General features: G+C 69.5%; 23 protein-coding genes and 2 pseudogenes. 6 read left to right on the forward strand and 19 right to left on the reverse strand.

Features of this window, described 5'->3' with window-relative positions:
* Positions 1-120: 120 nt before the first annotated feature.
* From AB0M73_RS16955 to AB0M73_RS16980, 6 genes and pseudogenes are all read right to left on the reverse strand, one after another.
* A pseudogene (locus AB0M73_RS16955) lies at positions 121-330 on the reverse strand (DNA ligase D); the annotation flags it as partial.
* A gap of 54 nt (positions 331-384) precedes the next feature.
* A complete protein-coding gene (locus AB0M73_RS16960) occupies positions 385-1,101 on the reverse strand; it encodes a sulfite exporter TauE/SafE family protein (protein ID WP_363891533.1) in 717 nt (238 codons plus the stop codon).
* A gap of 8 nt (positions 1,102-1,109) precedes the next feature.
* Positions 1,110-1,532: a YkvA family protein gene (locus AB0M73_RS16965; protein ID WP_363891534.1), complete on the reverse strand. Its 423-nt coding sequence runs from the start codon at positions 1,530-1,532 to the stop codon at positions 1,110-1,112.
* The gene (locus tag AB0M73_RS16970; RefSeq protein WP_363891535.1) at positions 1,529-2,137 is read right to left on the reverse strand and encodes a Chromate resistance protein ChrB; all 609 of its coding nucleotides are present in this window, start codon (positions 2,135-2,137) and stop codon (positions 1,529-1,531) included. Before AB0M73_RS16970 ends, AB0M73_RS16965 begins: the two co-directional genes overlap by 4 nt.
* A 463-nt stretch (positions 2,138-2,600) precedes the next feature.
* On the reverse strand, positions 2,601-3,074 hold the full coding sequence (locus tag AB0M73_RS16975) for an ATP-binding protein (protein ID WP_363891536.1): 474 nt from the start codon (positions 3,072-3,074) through the stop codon (positions 2,601-2,603).
* 190 nt (positions 3,075-3,264) lie between these two features.
* Complete coding sequence (locus tag AB0M73_RS16980) at positions 3,265-3,501, reverse strand: alpha-L-rhamnosidase C-terminal domain-containing protein (protein WP_363891632.1); 237 nt, start codon at positions 3,499-3,501, stop codon at positions 3,265-3,267.
* Between the two features lie 153 nt (positions 3,502-3,654).
* Here AB0M73_RS16980 and AB0M73_RS16985 point away from each other — a divergent pair.
* Positions 3,655-3,959: pseudogene (locus AB0M73_RS16985) on the forward strand (transposase family protein); the annotation flags it as partial.
* A 63-nt stretch (positions 3,960-4,022) separates the two neighbouring features.
* Here the strand turns inward: AB0M73_RS16985 and AB0M73_RS16990 are convergent.
* The 9 genes from AB0M73_RS16990 to AB0M73_RS17030 form a co-directional block, all read right to left on the reverse strand.
* The gene (locus tag AB0M73_RS16990; RefSeq protein ID WP_363891537.1) at positions 4,023-4,937 is read right to left on the reverse strand and encodes an NADP-dependent oxidoreductase; all 915 of its coding nucleotides are present in this window, start codon (positions 4,935-4,937) and stop codon (positions 4,023-4,025) included.
* The gene (locus AB0M73_RS16995) at positions 4,934-5,395 is read right to left on the reverse strand and encodes a cupin domain-containing protein (protein WP_363891538.1); all 462 of its coding nucleotides are present in this window, start codon (positions 5,393-5,395) and stop codon (positions 4,934-4,936) included. The genes AB0M73_RS16990 and AB0M73_RS16995 overlap by 4 nt, the downstream gene beginning before the upstream one ends.
* A gap of 8 nt (positions 5,396-5,403) precedes the next feature.
* Positions 5,404-6,363 (reverse strand): helix-turn-helix domain-containing protein, encoded by a 960-nt coding sequence (locus AB0M73_RS17000; protein WP_363891539.1) that lies wholly within the window; start codon positions 6,361-6,363, stop codon positions 5,404-5,406.
* A gap of 393 nt (positions 6,364-6,756) precedes the next feature.
* Positions 6,757-7,620, reverse strand: a complete 864-nt coding sequence (locus tag AB0M73_RS17005) for a glycoside hydrolase family 16 protein (protein WP_363891540.1) — start codon at positions 7,618-7,620, stop codon at positions 6,757-6,759.
* A 17-nt stretch (positions 7,621-7,637) separates the two neighbouring features.
* Positions 7,638-9,275: an endo-1,4-beta-xylanase gene (locus tag AB0M73_RS17010; RefSeq protein WP_363891541.1), complete on the reverse strand. Its 1,638-nt coding sequence runs from the start codon at positions 9,273-9,275 to the stop codon at positions 7,638-7,640.
* Positions 9,276-9,339: 64 nt separating this feature from the next.
* The gene (locus AB0M73_RS17015) at positions 9,340-10,500 is read right to left on the reverse strand and encodes an ROK family transcriptional regulator (RefSeq protein WP_363891542.1); all 1,161 of its coding nucleotides are present in this window, start codon (positions 10,498-10,500) and stop codon (positions 9,340-9,342) included.
* A gap of 32 nt (positions 10,501-10,532) precedes the next feature.
* Positions 10,533-11,327: a DUF3618 domain-containing protein gene (locus tag AB0M73_RS17020; protein WP_363891543.1), complete on the reverse strand. Its 795-nt coding sequence runs from the start codon at positions 11,325-11,327 to the stop codon at positions 10,533-10,535.
* A 9-nt stretch (positions 11,328-11,336) separates the two neighbouring features.
* Positions 11,337-11,744 carry a phage holin family protein gene (locus AB0M73_RS17025; RefSeq protein WP_363891544.1) on the reverse strand — a complete coding sequence of 136 codons (408 nt, stop codon included), beginning with the start codon at positions 11,742-11,744 and terminating at the stop codon, positions 11,337-11,339.
* Positions 11,741-12,433 (reverse strand): hypothetical protein, encoded by a 693-nt coding sequence (locus AB0M73_RS17030; protein WP_363891545.1) that lies wholly within the window; start codon positions 12,431-12,433, stop codon positions 11,741-11,743. Before AB0M73_RS17030 ends, AB0M73_RS17025 begins: the two co-directional genes overlap by 4 nt.
* 552 nt (positions 12,434-12,985) lie before the next feature.
* On the opposite strand from AB0M73_RS17030, the gene AB0M73_RS17035 reads away from it, so the two are divergent.
* From AB0M73_RS17035 to tal, 3 genes are all read left to right on the forward strand, one after another.
* Positions 12,986-13,651, forward strand: coding sequence for an HAD family hydrolase (locus AB0M73_RS17035; RefSeq protein WP_363891546.1), 666 nt, complete (start codon positions 12,986-12,988; stop codon positions 13,649-13,651).
* Positions 13,652-13,845: 194 nt separating this feature from the next.
* Positions 13,846-15,957, forward strand: a complete 2,112-nt coding sequence (gene tkt, locus AB0M73_RS17040; RefSeq protein ID WP_363891633.1) for a transketolase — start codon at positions 13,846-13,848, stop codon at positions 15,955-15,957.
* Positions 15,958-16,003: 46 nt separating this feature from the next.
* On the forward strand, positions 16,004-17,128 hold the full coding sequence (gene tal, locus AB0M73_RS17045) for a transaldolase (RefSeq protein ID WP_363891547.1): 1,125 nt from the start codon (positions 16,004-16,006) through the stop codon (positions 17,126-17,128).
* 753 nt (positions 17,129-17,881) lie between these two features.
* Here the strand turns inward: tal and AB0M73_RS17050 are convergent.
* The 3 genes from AB0M73_RS17050 to AB0M73_RS17060 all read right to left on the reverse strand — a co-directional run bounded on the left by AB0M73_RS17050 (position 17,882) and on the right by AB0M73_RS17060 (position 20,670).
* Positions 17,882-19,093, reverse strand: a complete 1,212-nt coding sequence (locus AB0M73_RS17050; RefSeq protein WP_363891548.1) for a PP2C family protein-serine/threonine phosphatase — start codon at positions 19,091-19,093, stop codon at positions 17,882-17,884.
* A gap of 249 nt (positions 19,094-19,342) precedes the next feature.
* On the reverse strand, positions 19,343-20,290 hold the full coding sequence (locus tag AB0M73_RS17055; protein WP_363891549.1) for a sensor histidine kinase: 948 nt from the start codon (positions 20,288-20,290) through the stop codon (positions 19,343-19,345).
* Positions 20,287-20,670 (reverse strand): STAS domain-containing protein, encoded by a 384-nt coding sequence (locus AB0M73_RS17060; protein ID WP_363891550.1) that lies wholly within the window; start codon positions 20,668-20,670, stop codon positions 20,287-20,289. The genes AB0M73_RS17055 and AB0M73_RS17060 overlap by 4 nt, the downstream gene beginning before the upstream one ends.
* Before the next feature lie 121 nt (positions 20,671-20,791).
* Between AB0M73_RS17060 and AB0M73_RS17065 the strand changes: the two genes are divergently transcribed.
* Positions 20,792-21,166 carry an ATP-binding protein gene (locus tag AB0M73_RS17065; protein ID WP_363891551.1) on the forward strand — a complete coding sequence of 125 codons (375 nt, stop codon included), beginning with the start codon at positions 20,792-20,794 and terminating at the stop codon, positions 21,164-21,166.
* A gap of 154 nt (positions 21,167-21,320) precedes the next feature.
* The gene (locus AB0M73_RS17070; RefSeq protein WP_363891552.1) at positions 21,321-22,484 is read left to right on the forward strand and encodes an AI-2E family transporter; all 1,164 of its coding nucleotides are present in this window, start codon (positions 21,321-21,323) and stop codon (positions 22,482-22,484) included.
* A 171-nt stretch (positions 22,485-22,655) separates the two neighbouring features.
* Here AB0M73_RS17070 and AB0M73_RS17075 read toward each other — a convergent pair whose 3' ends face one another.
* Positions 22,656-23,969, reverse strand: coding sequence for a hypothetical protein (locus AB0M73_RS17075; protein ID WP_363891553.1), 1,314 nt, complete (start codon positions 23,967-23,969; stop codon positions 22,656-22,658).
* Positions 23,970-23,977: the final 8 nt, after the last annotated feature.

A 23,977-nucleotide genomic window follows, 5' to 3' on the forward strand; every position in this document is an offset into this window, starting at 1 on the left:
CACGGACACCGTCGTGTTCTTACGGGCGGCGGTCCGAACGGCCTTGGGCGACGTCGGTGTCTGGACCGATCCTCGGCCCGGACGCGGCGCCATTACTTCGGCCGGGGTTCGGTCATCGCGCAGCCCTCGCCAACTGGTGTGCCGCAACCGGCCGGCTCCTTGCGTCATCTGCCGGAGCTCGACCTCGCCGACCAGCTCGGGTTTCACCCACTGCGCCCGCACCACGTCTTCCCGGGGCGGCGTCTCGGCGAAAGGACGGGCACGGCGGGCAAGTGGTTTCAGCATGACCAGCAGAGCTCGGCGATCGGCTTCGCAGAAGCCCGTGCCTATGCCGGACCAGCCAGACTGTCCTCGACGGACAACCTGCCGGCCAGAAGCTTTGTCCTACAGGCCGATCAGGAAGAGCACGCCCGCAGCGAGCAGACCGAACTCGACGAACAGAACGAACACGCGGTCGCTGATCCGGCCGACGATCTTCTTGCCGACCCAGGAGCCGAGCAGGGTCGCCGGGGTCAGCGCGGCGCCGTAGAGCCAAACTTGGCCGGTGAGCAGATCTCCCGCTCCGTAGGCAGCGATCTTGGTCAGGTGCATGGTCAGGGCGCTGGCGGCCTCGGTGCCGATGTAGGCGGAACGGGCCAGGCCGACGGCGAGGAAGAACGGCGCGGTCAGCGGCCCGACCGAGCCGAGTAGTGCCGATCCGAGCCCGGAGGCAGCACCGACGGCGGCGAAGGAGGGTTCGGTGGGCGCGCGTGGCGTGCGTTGCAGGCGGCGCCAGAGGACCACGCCGATCAGGAACACCCCGAGCACGCGCGTGAGCGGGGCGAGGGGTGCGTGCGCGAGCAGGAGCCCGCCGGCGACGGCGCAGGGCACCGCGCCGAGGGCGAACCAGCCGATCAGTTGCCAGCGCAGCTCGCGGCGGTTGAGCCAGACCCGTGAACCGTTGCTGGACAACTGGGTCAGCGTCAGCATCGGCACCGCCACTTTCAGGCCGAACAGGACAGTGAACACCGGCAGCAGCAGCACACCGCCGCCGAAACCCGCGACCGCCGACAGCAGGGCGAGCGCGAACGCGGCGGCCGAGGCGGCCAGCACGGTGAGCATCAGCTCGGTCATCGCGCCTGACGATTCAAGCCGGTGAGGCGGGCGACGGCGGCGAACCCGTCGTCGGTGCCGGGCCAATGCGCGCGGACGGCGTCCATTCCGGCGCGGCAGACGACGCTGCGGAGCACGGCGGCGACGATGATGGCGTCGTCGGCGTAGCCCAGCACCGGGATGAAGTCGGGGATCACGTCGATCGGCATAGCGAGGTAGGCCAGCAGCAGACCGAGCCGGACGCGCACCCCGCGCGGCAAGGTCTTGTCCGCGGCGAGCCGGCGCACCAGGCGCAGCACGTCGGGCAGTAGCCGCAGCGCCTCCCGCAGCAGCGCGCCACGCGGCCGGGCGAGGAGCAGCACGACCACCAGCGCGAGCCAGGCCAGCAGCAGGGCGGCGGCGATGCCGATGAGCAGATCCCACCAGAACGAGCCGGTCATGGCTGGTCCACCACCCGCAGCCGCAGTACCTCGCCCGTCGGGCCCTGGCCGCGTTCGGGGGCTTCGGCGTGCAGCGCGGCCTCCTCGAACGCCGCCAACTCGGCGGCGGCGTCCTCGATCGCGTCGCGGGCGGTGTGGCCGCCGGGAGCGTCGAAGTAGTCGCGGGCGGCGATCTTGGTCACCCAGGCGCGGAAGCGTTCCAGGTCGGCCTCGGACTCCTCGACTTCGGCGTAGGTGGCGTTGCCGCGGGCTTGTTCGTCGGCCAGCTCCCGCCGCAGTTCCGGTAGGCGTTCGAGGACTTCGGCGTACTCGGTGTCGCGGGCGGAGTTGAACTCGGCGATGATCGCCTGCTCCGCGGCCGGATCGGTGAACGCCATCGACAGCATGCGGGCAGTGCCGCCCTGATGGCGGATGCGGTCGGTCAGCCGCCGGATCTCCTTGACGACCTCGGGCCGGGCGGGCAGCAGACAGACCGACTGCTGCAAGTAGACCGCGCCCAGGGAGCGCAGCTTGCGCCACACGTGCACGCGCAGCGTGCCCGCGCCCCCGGCGGTCGAGGCGCTGATCAGCAACCAGGCGGGCCGATCGTGTGGTTCGTTCGTCACGCCGCTATGTTACGGGCAGTACAAATCCCTGGTTCAGGCGCGCATCGACGGCGGCCAGAACGTCACCGCCGTGCAGACCCGCCACCGACCGACTAGCGGTTGGGAGGGTTGTGCCACTGTGCGCGATCAACTCGACGACTGGCTTTCGACGTGCTGTGGCGATGATGGTCTTATGACCGGCACGAGCCGGAACCTGGACGGCCCTGCTGCGATGCCTTCGTACGAAGGCCTGCCGGTTCGAGCGGGCTCCCCGACAGCAGTCCCCAGAACTTGACACCGTGAGATGCCGGTCGACCCTGGCAGCATGCGGAGATCAGGCCGGGGTGAGGTGACCGTAGCGATGCAGGACTACGCGGCAGGCCCGGCGGAAGACGGGATCGCACCGGGTTGACGCAGGTGTCGCCCAACCGGGCGGAGTTCGGAGCCGAGAGACCACAGTGACATACGAGGCCGGTGGATCGAATTATTGTTCGGCAGCCGGACTTTCGCTCCCGCTCAGGCGCCAGCTCATCCTCACCCAGGTACCCTTGGTCGAGGGCACGATGTCGGCCTGGTCGGCCATCGCGAAAATCAGCGGTATCCCACGTCCATGGTAGATGTCCGGTGCGGTGGGCCGCTTCGCGCGGCCGTGGTCGCGAATGGTGACCTCGATGCGGCCGGACCTGCCTTCGTATCCCGCCCGCAGCTCGAAGTCGCCCGTCAGGTCCGGATAGGCGTGGCCGACCACATTGCTCAGCGCCTCGTTGGTGGCCAGCACGATTGCCTCGACCGTCTCCTCGTCCGCGCCCACACCTCTGGCCCACTGGGCGATTGACCGTCTCACCTGTCCGAGCTGGTCACCGGTGGCCGGACCGACCTGGCCATACAGGTCGACACCGGACGCGCGGATCGCGTCGTCCTCTGCGCCAGGTGCGTCCGTCCGGTCCATCGAGTCCATGGTCGATACCTTTCCTCACTGCGTTGCCGCGCAATGCACTCACCAGCAGGTACCCACCGCACGCGAATCCCATCCATCCAGGTGGCTCAATCACCCTGACGAGCGTCGGCTGGATCCACGTGGCGGCTCACCGAGCACAAGGTGTTGCCTGGGCGGGCCGCGCGGCGGCGGTCGCCAAATCCGGCCGCTGTCACTGTTCGGTGAAGTGCAGGTCCCCGAACCCACCGCATAGTTGCCGGCACCGTCGCTGATCGACAGCAGCGTCGCGCCGCCGTCGGCGCGGCGCGTGGTGGCCGAGCAGCGGCACCGAGATCGTGGCTGTCGCGTTGGCCGGGTTCCTCACGTCGAGGGTGAACGAATGTGCCGTGCTCGTCCCGTTCGAGGTCACCGCGCCCCGTACCGTGTCGATCGACGCGGCGACGTGCAGGTTCGGTGGGGACCTGGGAAGCGACGCGGAGCGTCGAACAGCCCGCGCCGGTCATGGTGATGTCGGCCAGATCGGTGTAGAACGAGGCGTTGATGCTGCTGAACATCGCGTGGTCGTGCGATTCCATGTTCGAGGCGTACGTCCATCGCAGGCGACTGCACCGTCTACCGCACCTCCGGCATCAACCAGAGACTGGCCGGCCGCCTGGTGATGGTCGACGGCCGCTACCAGGGCAATCCAGAGGTGATCATGCCCTGCCGTAATCCCGCCGACGAGGCACTGACCGACTGGCAGGAAGATCTCAACGCCATCCATCGCAAGGTCCGCGGCCGCGTGGAACACGCGCTGGCACGGATGAAGTGCTGAAAATCGTGCGGGACTACCGACGCGCGGCCAGCATCCTGGCCGACACCGCCTCGGGCATTGCCCATCTGCACGACCTCGCCCTCAGGGGCTGACCGCGAGTCGGTCAGTGGTCACTACCAAGAGCAGTCACGAGATATGCCTTGGCTCGGCCCGGCTTAGCTTCCGGCCATGACGACGACCAGTTTGCCGCCCTGCGGGCGCTGCTCGCGTTCCAGCTCCGTCAGGGCGGGAATCGCCTCGGCCAACGGGACCGTACGGGCTATGGGCAGGCGCAGGGTCCGGGCCACCTCCTCCAGGTCGGCGGTCACCGGCCGGCCCATCATCGCCCGGAACGGTCCGGGCAGTGCGCTTCTGATCATTTTGGCCGGGGTTGGGACGATGTCGACGATGGTTCCGCCGGGCTTCAGCAGCGTTCGGGCCGCGGCGAAGGGAAGCATGCCGGGCGTGTCGAGGACGAGATCGAACCGTTCCGCGAGGGCGGCCGGATCGAAGCCGAAACCCACGACCGGTTCGACGCCGAGCTCGCAGGCCTCGTCGGCCGCAGGGTTGCGGCAGCTGCCGGCGACCGAGGCTCCCCGCGCCCGGGCGAACTGGGCGGCGGCCCGGCCCACCCCGCCCAGGCACCCGTTGACGAAGACCGCCTGCCCGGGCCGGATTTCCGCCGTGGCCTGGTAGGCGGTCACGCCCACGGTCGGCAGGGCGGCGGCCTGCTCGTAGGAAAGGTCCACCGGTTTGAGCACGACCGTCTTCTCCGGGGCCGTCACCATCTCGGCGAACGCCCCCGCCTGCCGGAAGCGAGCCCGGCCGAGTACCGCGTCGCCGGCCTTCAGACGGGTGACGCCGGCGCCGACCGCCTCGACGACTCCGGCGAAGTCGTGCCCCATCGCCCGGGGAAAGCAGCGGCCGGTCATCAGCTGCATCTCGCCGTTGCGCATCTTCCAGTCCAGCGCGTTGGCAGCCGCCGCTCGGACTCGGACGACAACCTCAGCCGGACCCGGGCGTGGTGGCTCGAACTCAGCGAGCCGCATCACCTCCGGGCCGCCGTAGCGGTCGTATTGAAGGCGCTTCACGAGGCGTATTCGTTCGAGACCTCGGTGGCGTAGTTCTTCCAGAGCGGTGTCATGGTCTCGGCGTTGACCGGCTGCCCGGAATCGATCATGGCCTTGAAGTCACGGAAGTACTGCACGTACAGGTCCGGCGTGAAGGTGTTCAGCATGACCGCGTTCTCGTCGCCGACGTTGGCGAACGTGTGCGGCGCCCCGGTCGGCACGATGACCCAGGTGCCCGGCCCGGCGTCGTAGTGGTCCTCGCCGACGGTGAACCGGAAAGTTCCCGCCAGCACGTAGAAGCCCTCGTCATGCTGGGCGTGGCGATGCTGCAATGGGCTCGGGCTGCCTGGCGGAATGGTGACCTCGGCGAACCCCAGCCGGTGGTCGGTGTGCTCGCCGTTCTCCAGGATGCGGATCTGCTGCGCCCCGCTGCCGAGGATCTCGCCCTCACCGGGGCGGACGATGTTTACCTTCGCCACGACTTCTCCTAGTGCTCTTGCCTGCCTTGGTCACCACCATCCTTTCCCGGGCCGGCGGTGCGCGTCTTGGTCGTCTGTGCACGGTTGCTGGTTACCAGTGCGCGGGCGTTGTAGCCGTACGTCGCCTTGAAGAGCTTGCTGAAATGCGTGGGATCGGAGAATCCCCACCGGGCGGCCACGGCGGTGACCGTGCGTCCGCTTCCGGTCAGCTCGGCCCGGCAGCGCTCCAGGCGGCGACGGCGGATCAGGGCCGCGACGGTGAGCGGCTGGTCCTCGAACAGCTTGTGCAGCCGGCGTACGGAGATGTAGTGGGCGGCGGCGATGCCGGGCGGGGACAGATCGGGATCGGCCAGCCGGGCCTCGATGTAGCCGGCGATCCGGTCCCGCAGCCACTCGTCCGGGGCCGGTTGTTCGTCGCCGAGCCGGGCCTCCAGTGCGACCGCGATCAGCTCGACGACGGCCGCCGCCGACCGCAGCGCCTCCGCCTCGCGGAACTCGGTAGCCGACCGCGCCGACTCCCGGGCCAGCACGGAGACGAGAGCGCCCGGGCCGTGGCTGCCGTCGATGCGTACGCCGATGAGCCGGTCGATCTGCGCCGGCCGGATCCGAAGCTCCCGGCGCGGGACCAGGATGGTGACGTGCGCCGCGGCGGTGCTCTCGAACCGGAGCGTACGCGTGGGATCGAGCAGCACCAGGTCGGTCGGCCCGAGTTCGGCGTCGCCGCGCCCTTGCTCGATCCGCGTTCGGCCCCGGGTCATCACCTTGAGCGCCAGGTTCTCGCCGTCGGAGGCGTCGCGCTCCCGCCCGATGCAGGCGCTCTCCGGCGTGTCGAGGGAGACCAGCCGCAGCGGCCCGAGGTCGCGGGTGGCGATCCGGCCCCGGAAGCTGGCCCCGGCCAGTTTGTTGACCAGCGGCGGAAACCCGCTGGCGGCCAGCTCGTCCTGGAACGTCTCAAGGTTGCCGATCACCGGTCAACGATACGGCGGCACTTCTGCTCGGGCACGGTGTCCGGCGGGGTTACAGCGGCGCCGGCCCGCATCTGCTCTACCAGGCTCTGGTGCACGGCTCGGTCGCGCCGGCGACCGAACGGTGAGCGCAGCACCGATATCGGCATCGGTGGCAACCGCCGCGATGGACTTCGAGATGTGTTCACGCTCGTGGGCGATCAACCGGGGTCCGCTGGTGGACGCGGCTGTGACGGCCGGCCGCCACCGAGAACCACCACTGGAATACAAGAGGATTCAAGGCGAGCTACTCAAGCTCGGGCATCGTCGGCTCAGCGACGAAGCGCAACGATCGCCGGGCCGGCGCCGAACGGGGAATTCCCTCCGGCGCCGGACCGGCCGCATCGTGGCCTTCGGTCAGCCGCTGCGCGAGACGCGCACGTAGTCGACCAGGAGCGACTTGCCGTTCACGGTCGCCGTGGTCGGCTTGCCGGGCCAGTCGCCACCGATCGCGAGGTTGAGCAGGATGAAGTAGCCGTGGCCGAACGTCGACTTCCAGGTGGCGCTGCTCACCGTCGATTCGGTGACCGTCCAGTACGGCACGCCGTCGACGAACCACCGTATCTGCGTGGTGCCCCATTCGATCATGTAGGTGTGGAACCCACCGGTCGCGAGCGTGGTCTGGCCGGTGAGCCCGGTGTCCTCACGGCACGGCCCGCCGGACTCCGTCCTGCCGCAGTGCAGGGTGCCGTGAACGGTCTTCTGGCTGTTGATGTTCTCCATGACGTCGATCTCGCCGGCTTGCGGCCAGTTCGTGTAGTTGCCGCGGAACGGCGCCCCCAGGGTCCAGAACGCCGGCCAGTAGCCCGGGCCGCCACCGTCGGGCAGCTGCAGGCGAGCCTCGATGCGCAGACTCCCGCCGGGTGGGGGTTCGAAGTCCGTACGCCGGGTCTCGATCCGGCCCGACGCCCACTTTCCGGACTTGTCCTTGGTCGCGGTGATCTTCAGAGCGCCGGCGCCGTCCAGGCTGACGTTCGCCGGGTTCTTGGTATATGCCTCCAGTTCGCCGTTTCCCCAGTCGCTCGCACCGCCGGGATAGGAGTGTCCGGTGTCGAGGATCCAGTTCGCCGTCGCGGGCAGGGCGCCCGCCGGGCCGTCGAATTCGTCGCTCCAGAGGACGGTCCAGCCCGCGGGTGCCGCGGCGGCCGGGACAGCTCCGGCCAGCAGGACACAGCCGAGCACCACCGGGAGCAACCGTGAGCGAGTCGACAACGTGGCCACGATTTCGTTCCTTCCGGTCAGTTCAGCTCGGCGAGCATGGCCGCGTATGCCTTCTTGGGCTTGAGGTTCTGGTCCCAGGGCAGCGCGTCCCCGACGGCGAGCGGGTAGTGCCCGATGTCCGCCGTGGATCCGTAGCGGTCGGTGAACCCCCACATGCCGAACGTCGTGCAGTTCGGCTCGTCCCGGCAGACGGCGAGCTTGCCGGCGAATTCGTTGGCCTGCATGGTCGTGTCCCCGCCGGACACGACATCCATTTCGGACACCCGGACCTTCAGACCGAGCGCGGCGAGTGCCTGGACGTGCTTGCGGAACGTCGCCGGTGGGGTCCGGTCGCCTTTGTCGTACTCGTGGTTCTGCAGACCGACGCCGTCGATCGGGACACCGTCCGCCTTGAGCTGCTTCACCAGCTTGTACAGCGCATCCCAGCGGGGGCCGTCCTGTTCGATGCCGTATTCGTTGAGGTACAACGCCGCTGTGGGGTCGGCCGCCCGCGCCGCCCGGAAGGCCTGCGGGATGTAGTCCTTGCCCATCGCCTGGTACCACAGGTTGTGTTCCAGACCGTCGGAGTTGTCCTCGTTCATCGGCTCGTTGACGACGTCCCATTCGGCGACCCGGCCGGCGAAGTGGCCGGCCACCGCCTTGATGTGGTCGAGCATCACCGTCTTCGTGTCCGGCGCGGAACGCATCCAGGTCGGCAGGGCCTCGAACCACACCAGGGTGTGCGCGTGCACGGCCATCCCGTTCGCCCGCGCGAACTCGACCAGCCTGTCGGCCTCGGCGAACGCGAACACGCCGCGGGAAGGCTGCACGAATTCCGGTTTCATGTCGTTCTCGGGGGTGAGCGCGTCGAACTCGCGCCCGGCGATTGCCCGGTAGTCGGCGTCGTCAGCAAGTGGTGTGCTGGCGATGGCGGTGCCTACGCGGATCGGGCGGGACCGTGCGGAAGCCTTGGCGCGCAACGATGAGCTCGACGGCGTCTGGGCCAAGGCGGGCGCGTCGACGATCTTCGCGTTGCCGGAGGCGGTCAGCGCGCGCAGCGTCCAGCCGCCGCCGACCTGCGCGTCGGCGCCGAACCACACGGTGCCGGCGGAGAACGCGTTGTGTTCGCCCACACTGCCGAGTTGTTTGCCGCCGGCGGAAACCGTCACCTTGCCGCCGCCGCGGCGGACCGACACGGCCACGTCGCCAGCCAGGCCGGAGCCGAAGGTCCTGGTCTCCACGGCCTTGTCGGATCCGCCGTCCCAGACCGCGACCTCGAGCTTCCCGCCGACGACCCCGACGCGCACGCTCGGCCGTTCCTGCCGCCATTCGTCGTAGATCACCGGCAGCCTGCCGTAGAGCTGCAGGTAGGCCGCCTTGCCATTGGTCACGGACAGCACCGCGTCGACACCGAAGTCGCCGCTGATGTCCAGGTGCGGGCCCGCCAGGTTGGCGGGCGGATTGGGCTGGAGGCGCTTGCCCTCCGGCGTGGTCACCCAGCGATCCAGCGGGATGATCTTCACGCCGGCCGCGGTCGGTTCGGCGCCGGAGAAGTGCGCCCAATCGTGCCCGGCGAGCAGATCGGCGGCTGCCGCGTACGCCGTGCCGGGTGGCACCAGGCCCGCGACGACCAGCAAGGCCCCCGCCCACACCGCCGTGCGAATTCCCAGTCTCATCGATTCCTCCACGAGATCACCAGGGCGCGGGGCGGCGGCCGCACGCTGACCGGTTGGATCCTGCTCACCCAGCGGCGGCCACTCGGCTGGGCACCAGGTCTTCGAGCACCGCGCGCAGGGCGACGACCACCGCGCCGGTGAGGGTGGCCGCCCTGAGCCGCGAGACCTCGACCCGGGGCGGGTACGGGGCCAGCTCGGCCAGGGCGGCCCGGACGGGCTCCAGCAGCAGGTCGCCGTTCAGGCCGAGGCCACCGCCGAGCACGATCAGTTCGACGTCGACGACGTGGGTCAACCGGGCGGCGGCCCTGGCGATCCGGGCGGCCTCCAGCCGGACCAGCGAGGCGGCGAGGGTGTCACCGGTGCGGGCCGCGGCCATCACCGCTTCCGCGGTGAGGGGGCTGCGCAGGCTGCTGCCGGACGAGCGGGCCAACCGTTGCTCGGCGTGCGCGAGAAAGGCGTCGGCGGCCGGGCTCCCGGGTTCGAACTCCCGGTCCGGACGGACGTAGTCGATCTCGCCCGCGGCCCCGTGCTGCCCCCGGTGCAGCTCCCCCGCGAGCACGAGACCGGCGCCGACGCCACTGCCGACGGCGAGAAACGCGAAATTCCGCACGCCGACACCGGCACCCTGCGCCCCCTCCCCCACGGCGGCCAGATTGACGTCGTTCTCCACGATGACCGGCACGCCGAGCGCGGCGCGGAACTCGGCCGTGGCCGCGAATCCGTTCAGCTCGTGTTGGTTGGCCACCCGTACCTCGCCGGTGCGTGGGTCGATGACGCCACCGATCCCGACGGCCGCGGCGCTGACATCGGTCACCCCGGCCTGCTTCAGCAGCCGGTCCCGCAGCTCGACGGCACGCGCCACCACCGCCGGCCCGCCGGCCGCGGTCAGCGGCAGATCGGCCCTGGCGAGCTGGACGCCATCCAGGTCGGTGAGCTGGCCGCGCACGTATCTGCTGCCGACGTCCAGGCCGAGCACCACGGCGGCGTCCGGGCACGGCTCGAAGAACACCGCGCCGTAGCCGGCCGCGCCCGTCGGCGCAACGGCCTCCCGGATCAGCCCGGCGGCAAGCAACGCGTCGACGGACCGGCCGGTTGTCGGCTTGGACGTGCCCAGCCGGCGCGCCAGCTGCGCCCGCGACACGGGGTGGAACTCCCGGACTGCCCGGTAGACGACCTGGAGGTTCACCTCCCTGACGAGCGAACCGGTCACCACGCCACTCAGCATCCGGCAATTCTAGTAATGGCGCGTTACGCCGTCTAGTAATACTTCGTTACCAGATCGCGCCGCTGATGTGGTGTCCGCGGGACTCTGCCGGCCTTCGGACGGACGGGGGCGCCACACCGACTACACCTGCAACAGTCGGAAACAGACTGTTCGGGTGTCTCCGCTACCGCGAGGAGACACCCGAACAAGAGGCCTTGTGCGGTCTGGCGACTACCCGGATTGAGACGACTGCTCGCGCACCGTGCCCGCGGCCTGCTTCGCGTGGTCGGTGACGTCACCGGCGGCCGACTCGGCGTCGTCCTGACCGCCGCCACTGCTTCCTGAGCGGTGGACGCCACCGAGCGGGCAGCCTCCTGGGCCGGTTCGGCCAGGTTGTCCTTGACCTGCTGGGCGACGTCGCCCAGCTTGGAGGCGTGCTCCCCAGCGAAGTCCTTGACCTGCTCGGCCAACTGCTGCTCGGCCCGGCTCGCCGGCAGAAGTGACGCGGTCAGCCACCCGACGCCGAACGCGATCAGGCCCATTGCCAACGGGTTGCCCTCGGTCTGCCGACGAAGGGCGTGTGGTGCCTCGCTAACCGCGTCGGACACGGCGGAAGTCGCCTGGTTCGACGTCTGGCCGACGGTGGATCCGACGGTCGATGCGGTCTCGGAGGCCGTGCCCATCACCCGGTCACGCATGCCGGTCAGGCCACGCCGCACCCGGTTCACCCGACGCTCGACAATCCTGCTGGGCGTCACTTTCTCGCTCAGCGCGTCGACATGGGTGCTCAGCGCGCGCTGTGTCCGTTCGATCTCCTGACGGAGAACAAGGGGGTCGTCCGTAGTCATGATTGCTCCTCAGTGACCCTTCATCGCATCGGGCACTTGCTTCAGAGTGGCCGCGGTCTGGTCCGGCTTCGGGTTGATCGACTTCAGCTGGCGGCGGCCACCGGTGTAGAGCACGGCGGCCACGACGCCCCAGATCACCGCGACGATCAACGCCGCCAGCCAGGAGTCCATGAAGGCGGACAGACCGACCCACAGCGCGACCGACAGGAACAGCAGCACCATCCAGCCGGCCAGGCCGGCGCCGGCGAGCATTCCGCCGCCCCGGCCCGCCTTCCCGGCCTCGACCTTCAGCTCCGTCTTCGCCAGCGCGAGTTCCTGCCGCAGCAGCGTGGAGAGGTCCCTCGAGACGTTGCCCATCAGGTCGCCGATGGACGCATTCTCCACATCAGGGCGGCCTGGTTCCGGCCGAACCGTCATGGCTGCCCCGTCCCTGCGTCGTGCCACGCCGGTGGTGCACCAGCTGGCGTCTGACTCGGTTGCTGCGGGTAGTCCGGAGCGGGCGGTTGCTGATGGCCCGGAGTCACGGGCTGCCCTATGGATTCCGGCATACCGCTGCCCGTCATCGTCGACGGTGGTGCTGCGACATAGTCCTGCGGCTGCGCAGCGGGGACGTCCTCGGTTTCCGGGGTGCGGTCTTCGCCCCGCGAGCTGGTGTCGTCCTGCTGTGCCGCAACCACTCCTCGGGTGAGCCGGCCGACGAGCAGGCCGGCCACGGCCGCACCGGCCAGAAACATCCCCGGCTTGCGCCGGGCGAAGTCGCGGACCTCGTCGAGCAGGTCGCCGGGCTCACGTTCGTCGAGCCACGACGCGACCGTGCGGGCATGCCCCGCAGCCTGGTTGATGACCTCGGGGCCGATGCCCGGGCCCTCGGACCTGGCGGACATGTCTTCCAACTGATCGGCCAGGGTGTGCAGGCCACGAGCCGCCTTCTGCTGGCCTTCCCGCGCCTGGTCGGTCAGCTGCTGCCGGCCTTCGTGCAACAGATTCCGGGCCTGCCTGCCGGTCTCGTCGGTGACCCGTTTGGTCTGCTCGCTCACCGACTGCGCGACCTGCTGGCCACCGCGAGCGGCGGTCTGGCCTACTTCTGAGGCCTGGTCCTTGGCCATCTGGGTAGTGGACCCGCCTGGAGGCTGAGTCATGGTGGTCCTCCACGATGTGTGGTGGATCCGGCCGGTGCCTCACACCCGGTCCGGAGTTGGACCCGCGCCGAATACCCACCGCGAAACGACATAACCCGGCTGTCGATCCCCACGTTCACCGAGGCTTTCAAGGCAGCGGCGCCGCGCCCATCGACGCCCGGGCGGTGTTCATCCAGCGACCAATGGGCCGCGCCGATGGGTCATCGACCGCACGATGGCGTGGCTACCTGAGACGCAGGCCTGGCCAACCCCCGCCGCACCTCAACCAGGTCCACAGTGGACGCATGGACCTCCCGCCGTCCAGCGGCACCTTGCCTTGCCGGGCGACCGCGGTGTCATTGAGCAGGCCTGAAGGTGAGGCTCTCCGCGATCTCAGCCTAAGTCACGCTGTCTGCCACACCGGACCGCACGCCGCTTGTCGGGTCGACCACACAGGGTCGCCCGCCGGGCGGCGAGCATCCACGGTCGGCCACTGGAGACGGTGCGGTTGGGCACGGGGATGGCGGGTAGCCGTCGGATGTGACTGAGTCTGCCATCGCCGTCGTGGACATCGACGGGACGCTCATCGATTCCAACTACCAGCACGCGCTCGCCTGGTACCGGGCCCTGCGTTCGGTGGGTGAGACCTATCCGGTGTGGCAGTTGCACCGGCTGATCGGCATGGGCGGGGACCAAGTGCCCACGGCGGTGGGTGGCGAGGACCTGGAGCGGCGGGTGGGCGAGCGGGCTCGGGAGCAGCAGGGCAAGGAAGTCGACGCGCTGCTCGACGAGATGGCGCCGTTGCCCGGCGCCCGCGACCTGCTCGTGGCGATCAAGGAGCGCGGTCACCGGCTGTTGCTGGCCAGCTCGGGCCGGCAGCGCCACGTGGATGTCTTCCTGGAAAAACTCGACGCCCGCGACATCGTCGACGACTGGACCACCAGCGCCGACGTCGAGGCATCCAAACCGGCGCCGGACCTGCTACAGGTGGCGCTGAAGAAGCTGGGCGCGCCGTCCGACGCGACGAGCGTGATGGTCGGCGACTCGGTGTGGGACGTCGAGGCGGCGAAAAGAGCCGGGATGCCGGCGATCGCCGTCCGCTCCGGCGGCTTTGGCAACGACGAGCTCCAGGCGGCCGGCGCCATCGCCATCTACGACACCCCCGGTGACCTCGCGAAGGCACTGGACGCCACCCCACTCGCCTGACGACACCGCCATCGCCGGCGGCGCGGCCTGAGCGTCCACCGCCTCACTCCGAGGGAGCACCGCAACCAATGACCGCCAACGAGACAGACCCCGCTACGGGGACGAGGAGCACCCGCCCCGAGGCGCCCGCCGAGGCCTCGAGCGACGCGCCCACCGGCAACCCCGCCCAGCCGCATCCCACCCTGCCCGAGGGGATGAGCGATCTCGATCGACACGCGATCGACACCGTGCGCGTGCTGGCGATGGACGCCGTGCAGAAGGTCGGCAACGGCCACCCGGGCACGGCGATGAGCATGGCGCCCACGGCCTATCTGCTGTTCCAGAAGTGGCTGCGTCACGACCCGAGCGATCCGAACTGGGTCGGGCGTGACCGCTTCGTGCTGTCGATGGGGCACTCCAGCCTCACTCTGTACATCCAGCTCTTCCTCTCCGGATACGGCCTGGAGCTGTCCGATCTGAAGGCGCTGCGCACCTGGGGCTCCCTCACCCCGGGCCACCCGGAGGTCAACCACACGCCAGGTGTGGAGACGACGACCGGCCCGCTGGGCCAGGGCGTCGGCAACGCCGTCGGCATGGCGATGGCCGCCCGCCGCGAGCGGGGCTTGCTCGACTCCGACACCCCCAAGGGCGAAAGCCTGTTCGACCACACGGTCTGGGCCTTCGCCTCCGACGGCGACCTCGAGGAAGGCGTCAGCGGCGAGGCTTCGTCGCTGGCCGGCACCCAGGAGCTCGGGAACCTGGTCCTGGTCTACGACGCCAACCGGATCTCGATCGAGGACAACACCGACATCGCGTTCACCGAGGACGTCGGCAAGCGCTACGAGGCCTACGGCTGGCACGTGCAGCACGTCGAGGACGGCGAGGACCTGGCCGCCGTCGACCGCGCGCTGGCCGACGCCAAGGCCGAGACCAGCCGCCCGTCGCTGATCGTGCTGCGGACGATCATCGGATGGCCCTCGCCGAACAAGCAGAACACCGGCGCGGCGCACGGGTCGGCACTGGGCGAGGACGAGGTCCGGACGACCAAGGACATCCTCGGCTTCGACCCCGACGCGACCTTCGAGGTCGCCCCGGAGGTGCTCGCGCACGCCCGCCGGGTCGCCGAGCGGGGCAAGCAGACGCATGCCGAATGGAAACAGCGTTTCGACGCCTGGCGGGCCGACAACCCCGACGGCGCCGCGCTGCTGGAGCGGCTGTCCACACGAACGCTGCCGAAGGGCTGGGCGGACAACCTGCCGACCTGGGACGCCGACCCGAAGGGGGTGGCCACCCGGAAGGCCTCGGGCGAGGTCCTCGCCGCCCTGTACCCGGTCCTGCCGGAGCTGTGGGGCGGTTCGGCCGACCTGGCGGAGAGCAACAACACCGCGGTCAAGGGGGCGGCATCGTTTCTCCCCACGGACCGGCAGACCAAGATGTGGTCGGGCGGTCCGTACGGGCGCACGCTGCATTTCGGCGTCCGCGAGCACGCCATGGGTGCGATCATGAACGGCATCGCGCTGCACGGCGGGACCCGCGTGTACGGCGGCACGTTCCTCACCTTCTCCGACTACATGCGCGGCGCGGTCCGGTTGGCCGCCCTCATGCAGCTCCCGGTCACCTACGTGTGGACGCACGACTCCATCGGACTGGGTGAGGACGGCCCAACCCACCAGCCGATCGAGCACTACGCGGCGCTGCGGGCCATCCCCGGCCTCGACTTCGTCCGCCCGGCCGACGCCAACGAGACCGTGGTGGCGTGGCGCACGATCCTCGAGCACAACGACCGGCCGGCCGGGCTCGCGCTGTCCCGACAGAACCTGCCGGTCTTCGACCGCGCGCGGTTCGCGTCGGCCGAGGGTGTCGCCAGGGGCGGTTACGTGCTGGCCGAGGCCTCCGGCGGCACCCCCGAGGTGATCCTGATGGGCACCGGCTCCGAGGTGCAGATCGCCGTGGTCGCCCGAGAGGCGCTGGAGGCTGACGGCATTGCGACGCGGGTCGTGTCGCTGCCGTGTTGGGAGTGGTTCGCGGCCCAGGACCGGTCCTATCGCGAGCAGGTGCTGCCGCCCACGGTGCGGGCTCGGGTGAGCGTCGAGGCCGGCGTGCGCATGGGCTGGCGGGAGTTCGTCGGCGATGCCGGCCGGATCGTCGGCCTGGACCACTACGGCGCCAGCGCGGCCTACACCGTGCTGTACGAGCAGTTCGGCCTCACCGCCGACGCGGTCGTGGCCGCGGCGCGGGAGAGCCTTGCCGCCGCCGAGGCGCCGCCGGTCGCCCCCACCGGGCCCGACAGTGCCGGCGTCCTGCTGACCCCCACCGGCGACCGCTGACTTGTCGAGTTCCCTCGCCGGTCCTCCGAGCTTGGAAGGCATTGCCATGACACAGAACGAGAAGCTGGCCGAGCTGTCGGCAGCCGGGGTCGCCGTCTGGCTCGACGACCTCTCCCGCGACCGCATTCGCAGCGGCGATCTGCAGACGCTGGTCGACGGCTACTCCGTGGTGGGCGTCACCACGAACCCGACGATTTTCGCCGCCGCGATCAGTGGCTCGGACTCCTACGACGACCAGGTGCACGCGATGGCCGTACGCGGGGTCAGCGTCGAGGAGGCGCTGCGGACCATCACCGCCGCTGACGTCCGCGATGCTTGTGACCTGCTCGCCCCGGTCGCGCAGCGCACCGGCCGCGACGGACGGGTGTCGCTGGAGGTCTCGCCCGGCGTCGCGCATGACACCGACGCCACCGCGGCGGAGGCAGCGCACCTGTGGTGGCTGGTCGACCGGCCCAACCTGTTCATCAAGATCCCGGCGACGCAGGAGGGCCTGGCCGCGATCACCACCTCCATCGCCGCGGGCATCAGCGTCAACGTCACCCTCATCTTCAGTCCCGAGCGGTACCGGATGGTCATGGACGCGTACCTGTCCGGGCTGGAGCAGCGCGTGCGGGACGGCGGATCGCTGAGCGGGATCGAGTCGGTGGCATCGTTCTTCGTCTCCCGCGTGGACACCGAGGTCGACAAACGGCTGGACAAGGCCGGCGCGGACCCCGCCCTCAAGGGCAAGGCCGCGCTGGCGAACGCGCAGTTGGCCTACCAGGCCTACGAGGAGGTCTTCTCCTCCCCCCGGTGGCGCACGCTGCAAGAGCGGGGCGCCAGGCCGCAGCGTCCACTGTGGGCCTCGACCGGTGTGAAGAGCCAGGACTACCCCGACACCCTCTACGTCAGCGACCTCATCGCGCCGGACACGGTGAACACCATGCCGGAGAAGACCCTGAAGGCCTACGCCGACCACGGCAGCCCCGGCAAGCCCATCCAGCTGAGCTATGACGAGGCGGCGCAGGTCATGAAGGCTGTGGCCCATGCCGGTGTCGACCTCGACGACGTCTTCGAAGTCCTTGAGGACGAGGGCATCCAGAAGTTCGTCGACTCCTGGGAGGAGCTCACCGGGTCAGTCCGCTCGGAGCTCCAGGACAAGGGACAAGGGACCTCTGAGCACAGCAGGTGATTGGCCTTCCACATCCTGGTGGACACGATGTCCCAGTCGCCGAACCGGCGAATGGAGCGGTGATGTACGGGGCGCGTTCGCCGCGGCGGCGACTGACCCTGGGCGTCGGCGTGGATCGGGTCGGGCTGGCTGTTGCAATCGTTGCGCAGCACCCCTTCGATGTAGACGGCCGGCGATGTCATACTGTGCGGTTCACGCAGGTGCCGGGTTTCAGTCGCCGATTGGCCTTCGTGTACTTCTGGTCGCCGTTGTCCGCACAGGTGAGGATCACTCAGATGTCCGACCGACGCCGAGGCAGCGGCCGCGCGCGACGCTCGACCGTACTGTCGTGCACCGCCGGATCGGCGGTCTCGCACTGCTGGTCGCCGGATTCGCCCTCCCCTGCACAGTCGTCCCGCGATGATTGGGGTTCCGCCTGTTCGGTGATGACCGGCGCTTCACCAACATCGGGGACCTCCACGAGCAGGGTGTGACCCAGCGCAGCCCGCGGCCCTCACGTGAGGCTGGGATAGCCCTCGTACCGGGCGCTTGCCGTGCATGTTCGCGCTGTGCGTGTTCAGCCCGACGATCTCCACGGTCTTGCCCCGCCCCGCATACTTGGTGGTGATGGCGTCGAGGGCAGCGAGTCGAACCTGGTAGGGCGCAGCCGGCTGCCGAGCGCGGCGACGAGGCCAATGCCACCTTGATGCGCCGCGACGGCTGGACCGGCGGCGTGTAAAGCAGGTCGAGGGACGTCGTAATGGCGAGCCCGTGTCAGGCGGGCGAAGCGGTGTCCATGTCAGCGCCGTTGTCGGCCTGGCGTTCGGTGCGAGCGATCCCGTGCCAGTCCAGGCACAGCACTGTGGCGTCGTCCTGGAGTTGATCGCGGCAAGCATGTCTGACTGCCCTGGTCACCGCCCGCACCAGTTCTCTGGCGTGCAGCCCCTCCGTCCTGCTGATCAGAGCGGGCAGGTCGACATGGGCGGCGTTGCGTTCGATCATGCCGTCGGTCAGCAGCACCAGCCGGTCACCGGGCAGCAGGTCCAGCCGTTGCACCCGGTACCGGTACGGCTTGACGCCGAAGAGCAGGTCGACCTCCAGCGCGATCCGCTCCACCACACCGTCGCGCAGCAGCAGCGGCGCCGGATGTCCGGCGTTCACCAGCTCGACCAGTCCCCCGTGCAGGTCCACGTTCAGCAGCAGTCCGGTCGCCAGCGATCTCTGGCCGTGGTCCAGCAGTGCCTGGTTTGCCTCCCAGGCCTGCTCGGCCAGGTCGCGACCGGCTCGGCGAGCCCCGCGCAGCGCACCGACCAGCAGGGTCGCGGTCAGTGCCGAGGCCACGTCGTGACCAGCGGCATCGGTGATCGACAGGTGCAGGGCGTCGCGGTCCAGGCTGTAGTCGTAGGTGTCGCCACCGATGTCGTCGGCGGGCACCAGGGCGCCGGCGACGGTGAACTGGGCCGCCTCGCAGCAGGATGCCGTGGGCAGCAGTTGGTGCTGGATCTCCGCGGCCAGGCTCATCGGGGTCGTGCGCCGGCCGGAGTGGTAGCGGTCGGTGAAGCGGCGGTCGGTGACGATGACGTAGGCCAGTGCGTGCCCCGCCTCCCCCAGCTGTGCCAGTACCTGCTCGTCACAGGCGGGCACGGTCACCTCCAGGACACCGACGCAGTCGCCGCGGTTGGTCACCGGCAGCACAACCCGCGCACCGTCGCCGTGCTGCTCCCTCCGCGGCCGTTGCGTGCGCAGCACCGTCTCGTAGGCGCTGTCCCGCAGATCGACTGGCTGCGGGTCGCGCCCGTCCGGGTCCTGGGCGGTCGAGGTGAGCCGCACCAGGTGTTCCTCGACAAGGTCGACCAACAGAAAGGACACGTCGAACGCACCTACCCGCTTCGCCAGGTCGCGCGCGACGACCTCGACCGACTCCACGGGCGGCGCGTTCTCGGCGGCCGCCAGCACATCACCCGGCCACAGCACCCCACCATCCACGACAACCTCCGACCACCCGGAGCCCGGCCAACCACATCACCCGTACCACCCGAACGCACCAAGACTGCCGTTGACTCGCCGACCGCGCACCTCCGACCCCGGCGACGCCCGCGGTCGGATCACCTGTCGAAGCACAGAGCCGGACCGCTGGCATGAGCTGAGCGTGAACGCAGATTGGTGATCGCTTCTCTTGGCGCCCAGATACCCATCTGGTTCCCTGAACTGCCGCGCACCGGGTCCGAGAGCAGGTCAGAAAGTCCGCGCCAGCGTGAACCGGGCTACGATGGTGGTGCCCTGCGCCGAGGTGTGAATACGCACCAGGTCGGCGAGTTGGTTGACCATCAACAGCCCGCGTCCCCGAAGCTGGCCCGCGACCTCCGGCCGCCGGCCGACCAGCGGGTCGCTGAGCCGGCCGGTGTCGCGCACCTGGCACACCAGGTGGTGGCCGTCGATCCCGAGCAGGACCGTCGCGATGCTGCGGGCATGCTCGATGCTGTTGGTGGCCAGTTCCGTCAGCACCAGCAGCAGATCGTCGCGACGCTGCGCGGACAGACCCACCCGGGCGGCGAACTCAGCCGCCATCTGTCGAAGCCCTGCCAGGCCCCGGCTGTCCACCGCGACCGTGGTCGCGTCGACGGGGGCGGCAAGGTCGCGGTTGTAGGCCGCGATCGCCTCGTCAGGCGCATAGGCTTCGCTGTGGTGCTGCCCGGCGGCGTCGACCAGGAGCGGATGGGTCCGTGCGGCGTCGGCCAGCACCACGGGGTCCAGCCGCTCGGCGTCGTACGGGCACAGGATCGTCACGTCCCGGCCGGTGAACGCGTGGTTGATCAGCGCCTCGTGCTGAACGCAGGCCGGATACTCGTGGTCGGACCGCTGCGGCCAGATGGGCTCACCGATGATCCGGACGTGGCGATCGGGGTGGGCGTCGGCGAACGCGCGCAGCACGCCGGGAATGATGCGGCCTGGGTTGCGGCCGACCTCGGTCATGTCCAGCATCCGCACCTGTCCGGCGGCGCTGCCCAGCGCGTCACGCAGCAGGGCGAGTTTCGCGGCCGGCGCGGCGACCGCAACCGGTTCACCGGCGGCAAGGCCCTCGGTGATGAACGGGACGCCGCCCACCAGGTACTCGTCGTCGCCGCGGTAGAACAAGGCCGGATGCACGAAAGGATCGGCGTGCTGGGTCCCCGTGCTGCTCATGGTGCCTCGATCGTGATGGTGGGCAGCCCGCTCGGCCACATGGTGTTGAAGATACGAACCAGGATCTCGGGTGGATGCCGCAGCGACAGCTGCCGGCCGGGGCCGAGTGTTCGTGCCGTCTCGACCAGGGCGACGGCACCGCGCACGTCGATGAACGTCAACCCCCTGAGATCGAGGGGCAGGTCGTGGGCATCCTCGTCGGCAAGGCCGGCGAGCGCCGACTCCCACTGGGTGCGGACGGTCATGTCGACCTGGCCCGCCACCCGTATGCCGATTCTGTCGGTCAACGCGACGATCTGAAGCAGTTCAGGAGCGGCGTCTTCACCCCGTGCTGCCGCCTCCGTGGCGGTGGTATCACCCGCGTGGTCTCGCGGTCTCATTACGCGCCTCTCCCGTGCCGACTGCTTCCGAGGATACCCGCGGTCCGGTGGATCGGCGGCGCTGCGACGGGCCAGTACTCTGACAGGAGCAGCGTTGTCGAGCGCGGCGGGAGGTGGCGTCGTGCCGGACTCCGCCGTCCGGTGGGTGTGCCTGTCCACGACCGCGCCGGCACTGTCGGTGCTGCGCGACTGGCTGGCGCTGCACGTCCACGAGAGTCTCGACGACGGTGACGGCCTGTTGGGGATGGCCCAGTTGGTCCTCACCGAGCTGGTGACGAACGCCTACCAACACGCCTCGGGCCCGTACGAGGTGATCCTGCGCTGTCTGCCGGATCGGGTGCGTATCGAGGTCGCCGACAGGTCCACGGCCCTCCCCCATGGTCACCACTACGGACTGCGGCTCGTCGAAGCCCTCGCGCTCCGATGGGGGGTCGCCGCGCGGCCGGCCGGGAAGATCGTGTGGGCTGAACTTCTCGTCACCGTTCCCTCGGTCTGAGGACACCGCTGCCGTGTCAATGGGACGTCCGCAGTTTTCGGCGTCTCCCAGCCGGCGCCGGCAGACAGCGGGTTTGAGACTGTCGCCGCAGGCAATCCGGTGCGCCAGGAGCGGTGCTCGGTTGTACCGCGTGCAGAGAAGCCGGGACCGCGCGATGCCCGCATCATCTTCGGATCCCGCCGCTGACGGTCATCACCACCTGGCCGGCCAGCCGCACGACGACGAGTCCGAGGGCCCGGTGGCCCAGGCGGAAGCCGAAGCCGCCCAGATCAGCGAGTCCGACCAACCGCTGGGCACGATCGGCGAGCGATTCGACCGCAGGTCGCCGTTCCTGATCGGGATGGCCGCGGCCGGGGGTGTCGCCGTCACCTACGGCCTGGTGCTGGTCGTGGTGGGTCTGCGGGAGGTGCTGATCCTCATCGGTCTGGCGTTGTTCATCGCGATCGGGCTGGAACCACTGGTGTCCTGGCTGGTGGACCGTCGGCTGCCCCGCTGGCTCGCGGTCACCGCCGTGTTCGTGGCGGCGGTCGGCGCGATCGGCGGATTCCTCACCGCCGCCATCCCCGTGGTCGTCGCCCAAGCCACCCAACTGGTCGCGAAGGTTCCCGACTACCTACGCCAGGCCCAGGACCACAACTCCTGGCTGGGCCAGCTCAACGAACGCCTGCACCTGCAACAAGCGATCGAGAACTCGCTCAGCGGCGGCGCCGGCCTGCTCAACGCCGGCGTCGCCGTGTTCGGCGCGCTGACCAATCTCGGCATCCTGGTGGTACTGACCGTGTACTTCGTCGCCGATCTGCCCCGCATCCGGGTGGCGCTCTATCGGCTGGTGCCGAACTCGCGACGGCCGCGCGCGATCCTGATCGGCGACGAGATCTGCGCGAAGGTCGGTGGCTACGTCCTGGGCAACCTGGTGATCTCGGTCATCGCCGGGGTGCTCACCCTGGTCTGGCTGCTGATCTTCGACGTGCCCTACGCCGTGCTGCTGGCTATCGGCGTCGCTGTGTTGGATCTGATCCCGGTGGTCGGGTCGGTCATCGGCGGCGCCGTGGTCAGTCTGGTCGCGCTGACCGTATCCCTGCCTGCCTTCCTCGCGACCATCGGCTTCGTGCTGGCCTACCGCTTCGCCGAGGACTACCTGCTGGTGCCCAGAATCATCGGCAGCGCGGTGAAGGTCCCCGCGCTGGTCACCGTGGTGGCGGTGCTGCTGGGCGGCGCGCTGCTCGGCGTGGTCGGCGCCCTCATCGCCATACCCGTCGCCGCGGCGGCGTTGTTGCTGGCCGACGAGGTTCTCTACCCACGCCTCGACCGCGCATGACCGGAGGCGACACGCCGACCGTGCAGCCCATCGATACCGGTTGCGGCGAATACCGACTCAGCCCCTATGACACGGTTCCCGGCACACACAGGTTTACGCCAACGGGTTCACACGACTGGCGCCGTGACAATTCCGGCGCGGCTCCGCCGTGTGCTCGGTTCGCCCGATCGATCACACCTCATCGAGCTGGATCAGCTTGTCGATGCCCCGCGCCTCCAGATAGGCCTTGTCGGTGGCGCGGCTCGCCTTCACCACGGCGGGCCTTACGCCCTTGTCGATCAGGCGCATGAAGGGCTCGAAGAACGGAATCGACGGGACCATGCCGGTCGGCAGCACCAGCGCCGCCGACCGGTGGATGGGCGTGGGCGGGTTGTGGTCGTACTCCCGGACCAGGTCGGCGATGGTCGCACCGATCGGCTTGAGCCGGCGGTCGTTGGTGTAGACGCCGAGGTCGTACTCGAGCACGTTGAACCCGGCCAGCCCGCGGTTGACCTCGTGCGAGCACCACCAGGTCACGCCCCACAGGTCCTCACAGCTGACCATGTTCCGGATCGACTGCTGCGTCCACTGTGGAATGAGCTTGGGGTCCATCCACACCGAGGAGATGCCGGTCTCCTCGATCCACACCTGCCGGTGCGGGTCGGTGTGGAACGCCTTGATCAGCTCGATGAAGTACTCCGAGTAGTGCAGCGACGGCGTGGACATCGGCCCGTACGTGGCGAAGATGTCGACCCAGCCGGCCCAGGTGTGGTTGGCGCTGACCGAACCCGTGCTGCCTAGCGCGTCCCGGCTGAAGTAGTCGTCGTTGAGCCACGGGAAGTGGTCGATGCCGGCGACGTGCAGCCGCCCGGGGGCGGCCGCCTCGGCGTCGGCGAACATGGTGCGCAGCCAGCCGTCGCCGACGGCCGGTGCGACGTCGATGCCGAGCGGCTGCGCGAACCAGTAGATCTCGTTGGACAGGTCGAAGCCGAGGAACCGCGGGTGCCGGCCGATTCCCTTGCCCAGCGCGGCGAACAGCCGTTGGGTGGCGGCGAGGGTGTCCGGGTCGGTGAAGAAGTTGGCCACCTTGCCGGTGCCGTTGTTGATCATCCACGGCGGCACGAACAGGAAGCCGCTGACTGCGCCGTTGAGCACCGTCACCTCGACGTCCAGGTGCCGTTCACCGGCCAGATCGAGCAGCTCACGCACCCGGTCCACCATCTCCGGGCGGACGAAGGTGGCATTCGGCTGGAGTTCGGGCCACAGACCCATGATCCGGATGTGGTCCATGCCCAGCGCCCTGATGTCGGCCAGGTCGGCGCGGATCGACTGCGCGTCCCAGTCCGACCAGCAGTACCACCAGTTCTTGCTGGGCGTGTAGTTCAGCCCGAACCGCACTCTCCGGGATCGACTCTCCGGCGCGGCGTCGGCCACCGCGGGCACGGCGGCGCTGGCGCCCAACAGGGTTACGGCGCCGAGGAATTGACGGCGGGCGAACTCGGACATGCTGGCTG

This window comes from Kutzneria sp. NPDC051319, assembly GCF_040682195.1.
Classification (GTDB): domain Bacteria; phylum Actinomycetota; class Actinomycetes; order Mycobacteriales; family Pseudonocardiaceae; genus Kutzneria.

Coding starts and splice junctions, on each gene's coding strand:
- AB0M73_RS16960 (WP_363891533.1), bottom strand. CDS start 1,101: ATGCTCACCGTGCTGGCCGCCTCGGCCGCCGCGTTCGCGCTCGCCCTG.
- AB0M73_RS16965 (WP_363891534.1), bottom strand. CDS start 1,532: ATGACCGGCTCGTTCTGGTGGGATCTGCTCATCGGCATCGCCGCCGCC.
- AB0M73_RS16975 (WP_363891536.1), bottom strand. CDS start 3,074: ATGGACTCGATGGACCGGACGGACGCACCTGGCGCAGAGGACGACGCG.
- AB0M73_RS17010 (WP_363891541.1), bottom strand. CDS start 9,275: ATGAGACTGGGAATTCGCACGGCGGTGTGGGCGGGGGCCTTGCTGGTC.
- AB0M73_RS17015 (WP_363891542.1), bottom strand. CDS start 10,500: ATGCTGAGTGGCGTGGTGACCGGTTCGCTCGTCAGGGAGGTGAACCTC.
- AB0M73_RS17020 (WP_363891543.1), bottom strand. CDS start 11,327: ATGACTACGGACGACCCCCTTGTTCTCCGTCAGGAGATCGAACGGACA.
- AB0M73_RS17025 (WP_363891544.1), bottom strand. CDS start 11,744: ATGACGGTTCGGCCGGAACCAGGCCGCCCTGATGTGGAGAATGCGTCC.
- AB0M73_RS17030 (WP_363891545.1), bottom strand. CDS start 12,433: ATGGCCAAGGACCAGGCCTCAGAAGTAGGCCAGACCGCCGCTCGCGGT.
- tkt (WP_363891633.1), top strand. CDS start 13,846: ATGAGCGATCTCGATCGACACGCGATCGACACCGTGCGCGTGCTGGCG.
- tal (WP_363891547.1), top strand. CDS start 16,004: ATGACACAGAACGAGAAGCTGGCCGAGCTGTCGGCAGCCGGGGTCGCC.
- AB0M73_RS17055 (WP_363891549.1), bottom strand. CDS start 20,290: ATGAGCAGCACGGGGACCCAGCACGCCGATCCTTTCGTGCATCCGGCC.
- AB0M73_RS17060 (WP_363891550.1), bottom strand. CDS start 20,670: ATGAGACCGCGAGACCACGCGGGTGATACCACCGCCACGGAGGCGGCA.
- AB0M73_RS17070 (WP_363891552.1), top strand. CDS start 21,321: ATGCCCGCATCATCTTCGGATCCCGCCGCTGACGGTCATCACCACCTG.
- AB0M73_RS17075 (WP_363891553.1), bottom strand. CDS start 23,969: ATGTCCGAGTTCGCCCGCCGTCAATTCCTCGGCGCCGTAACCCTGTTG.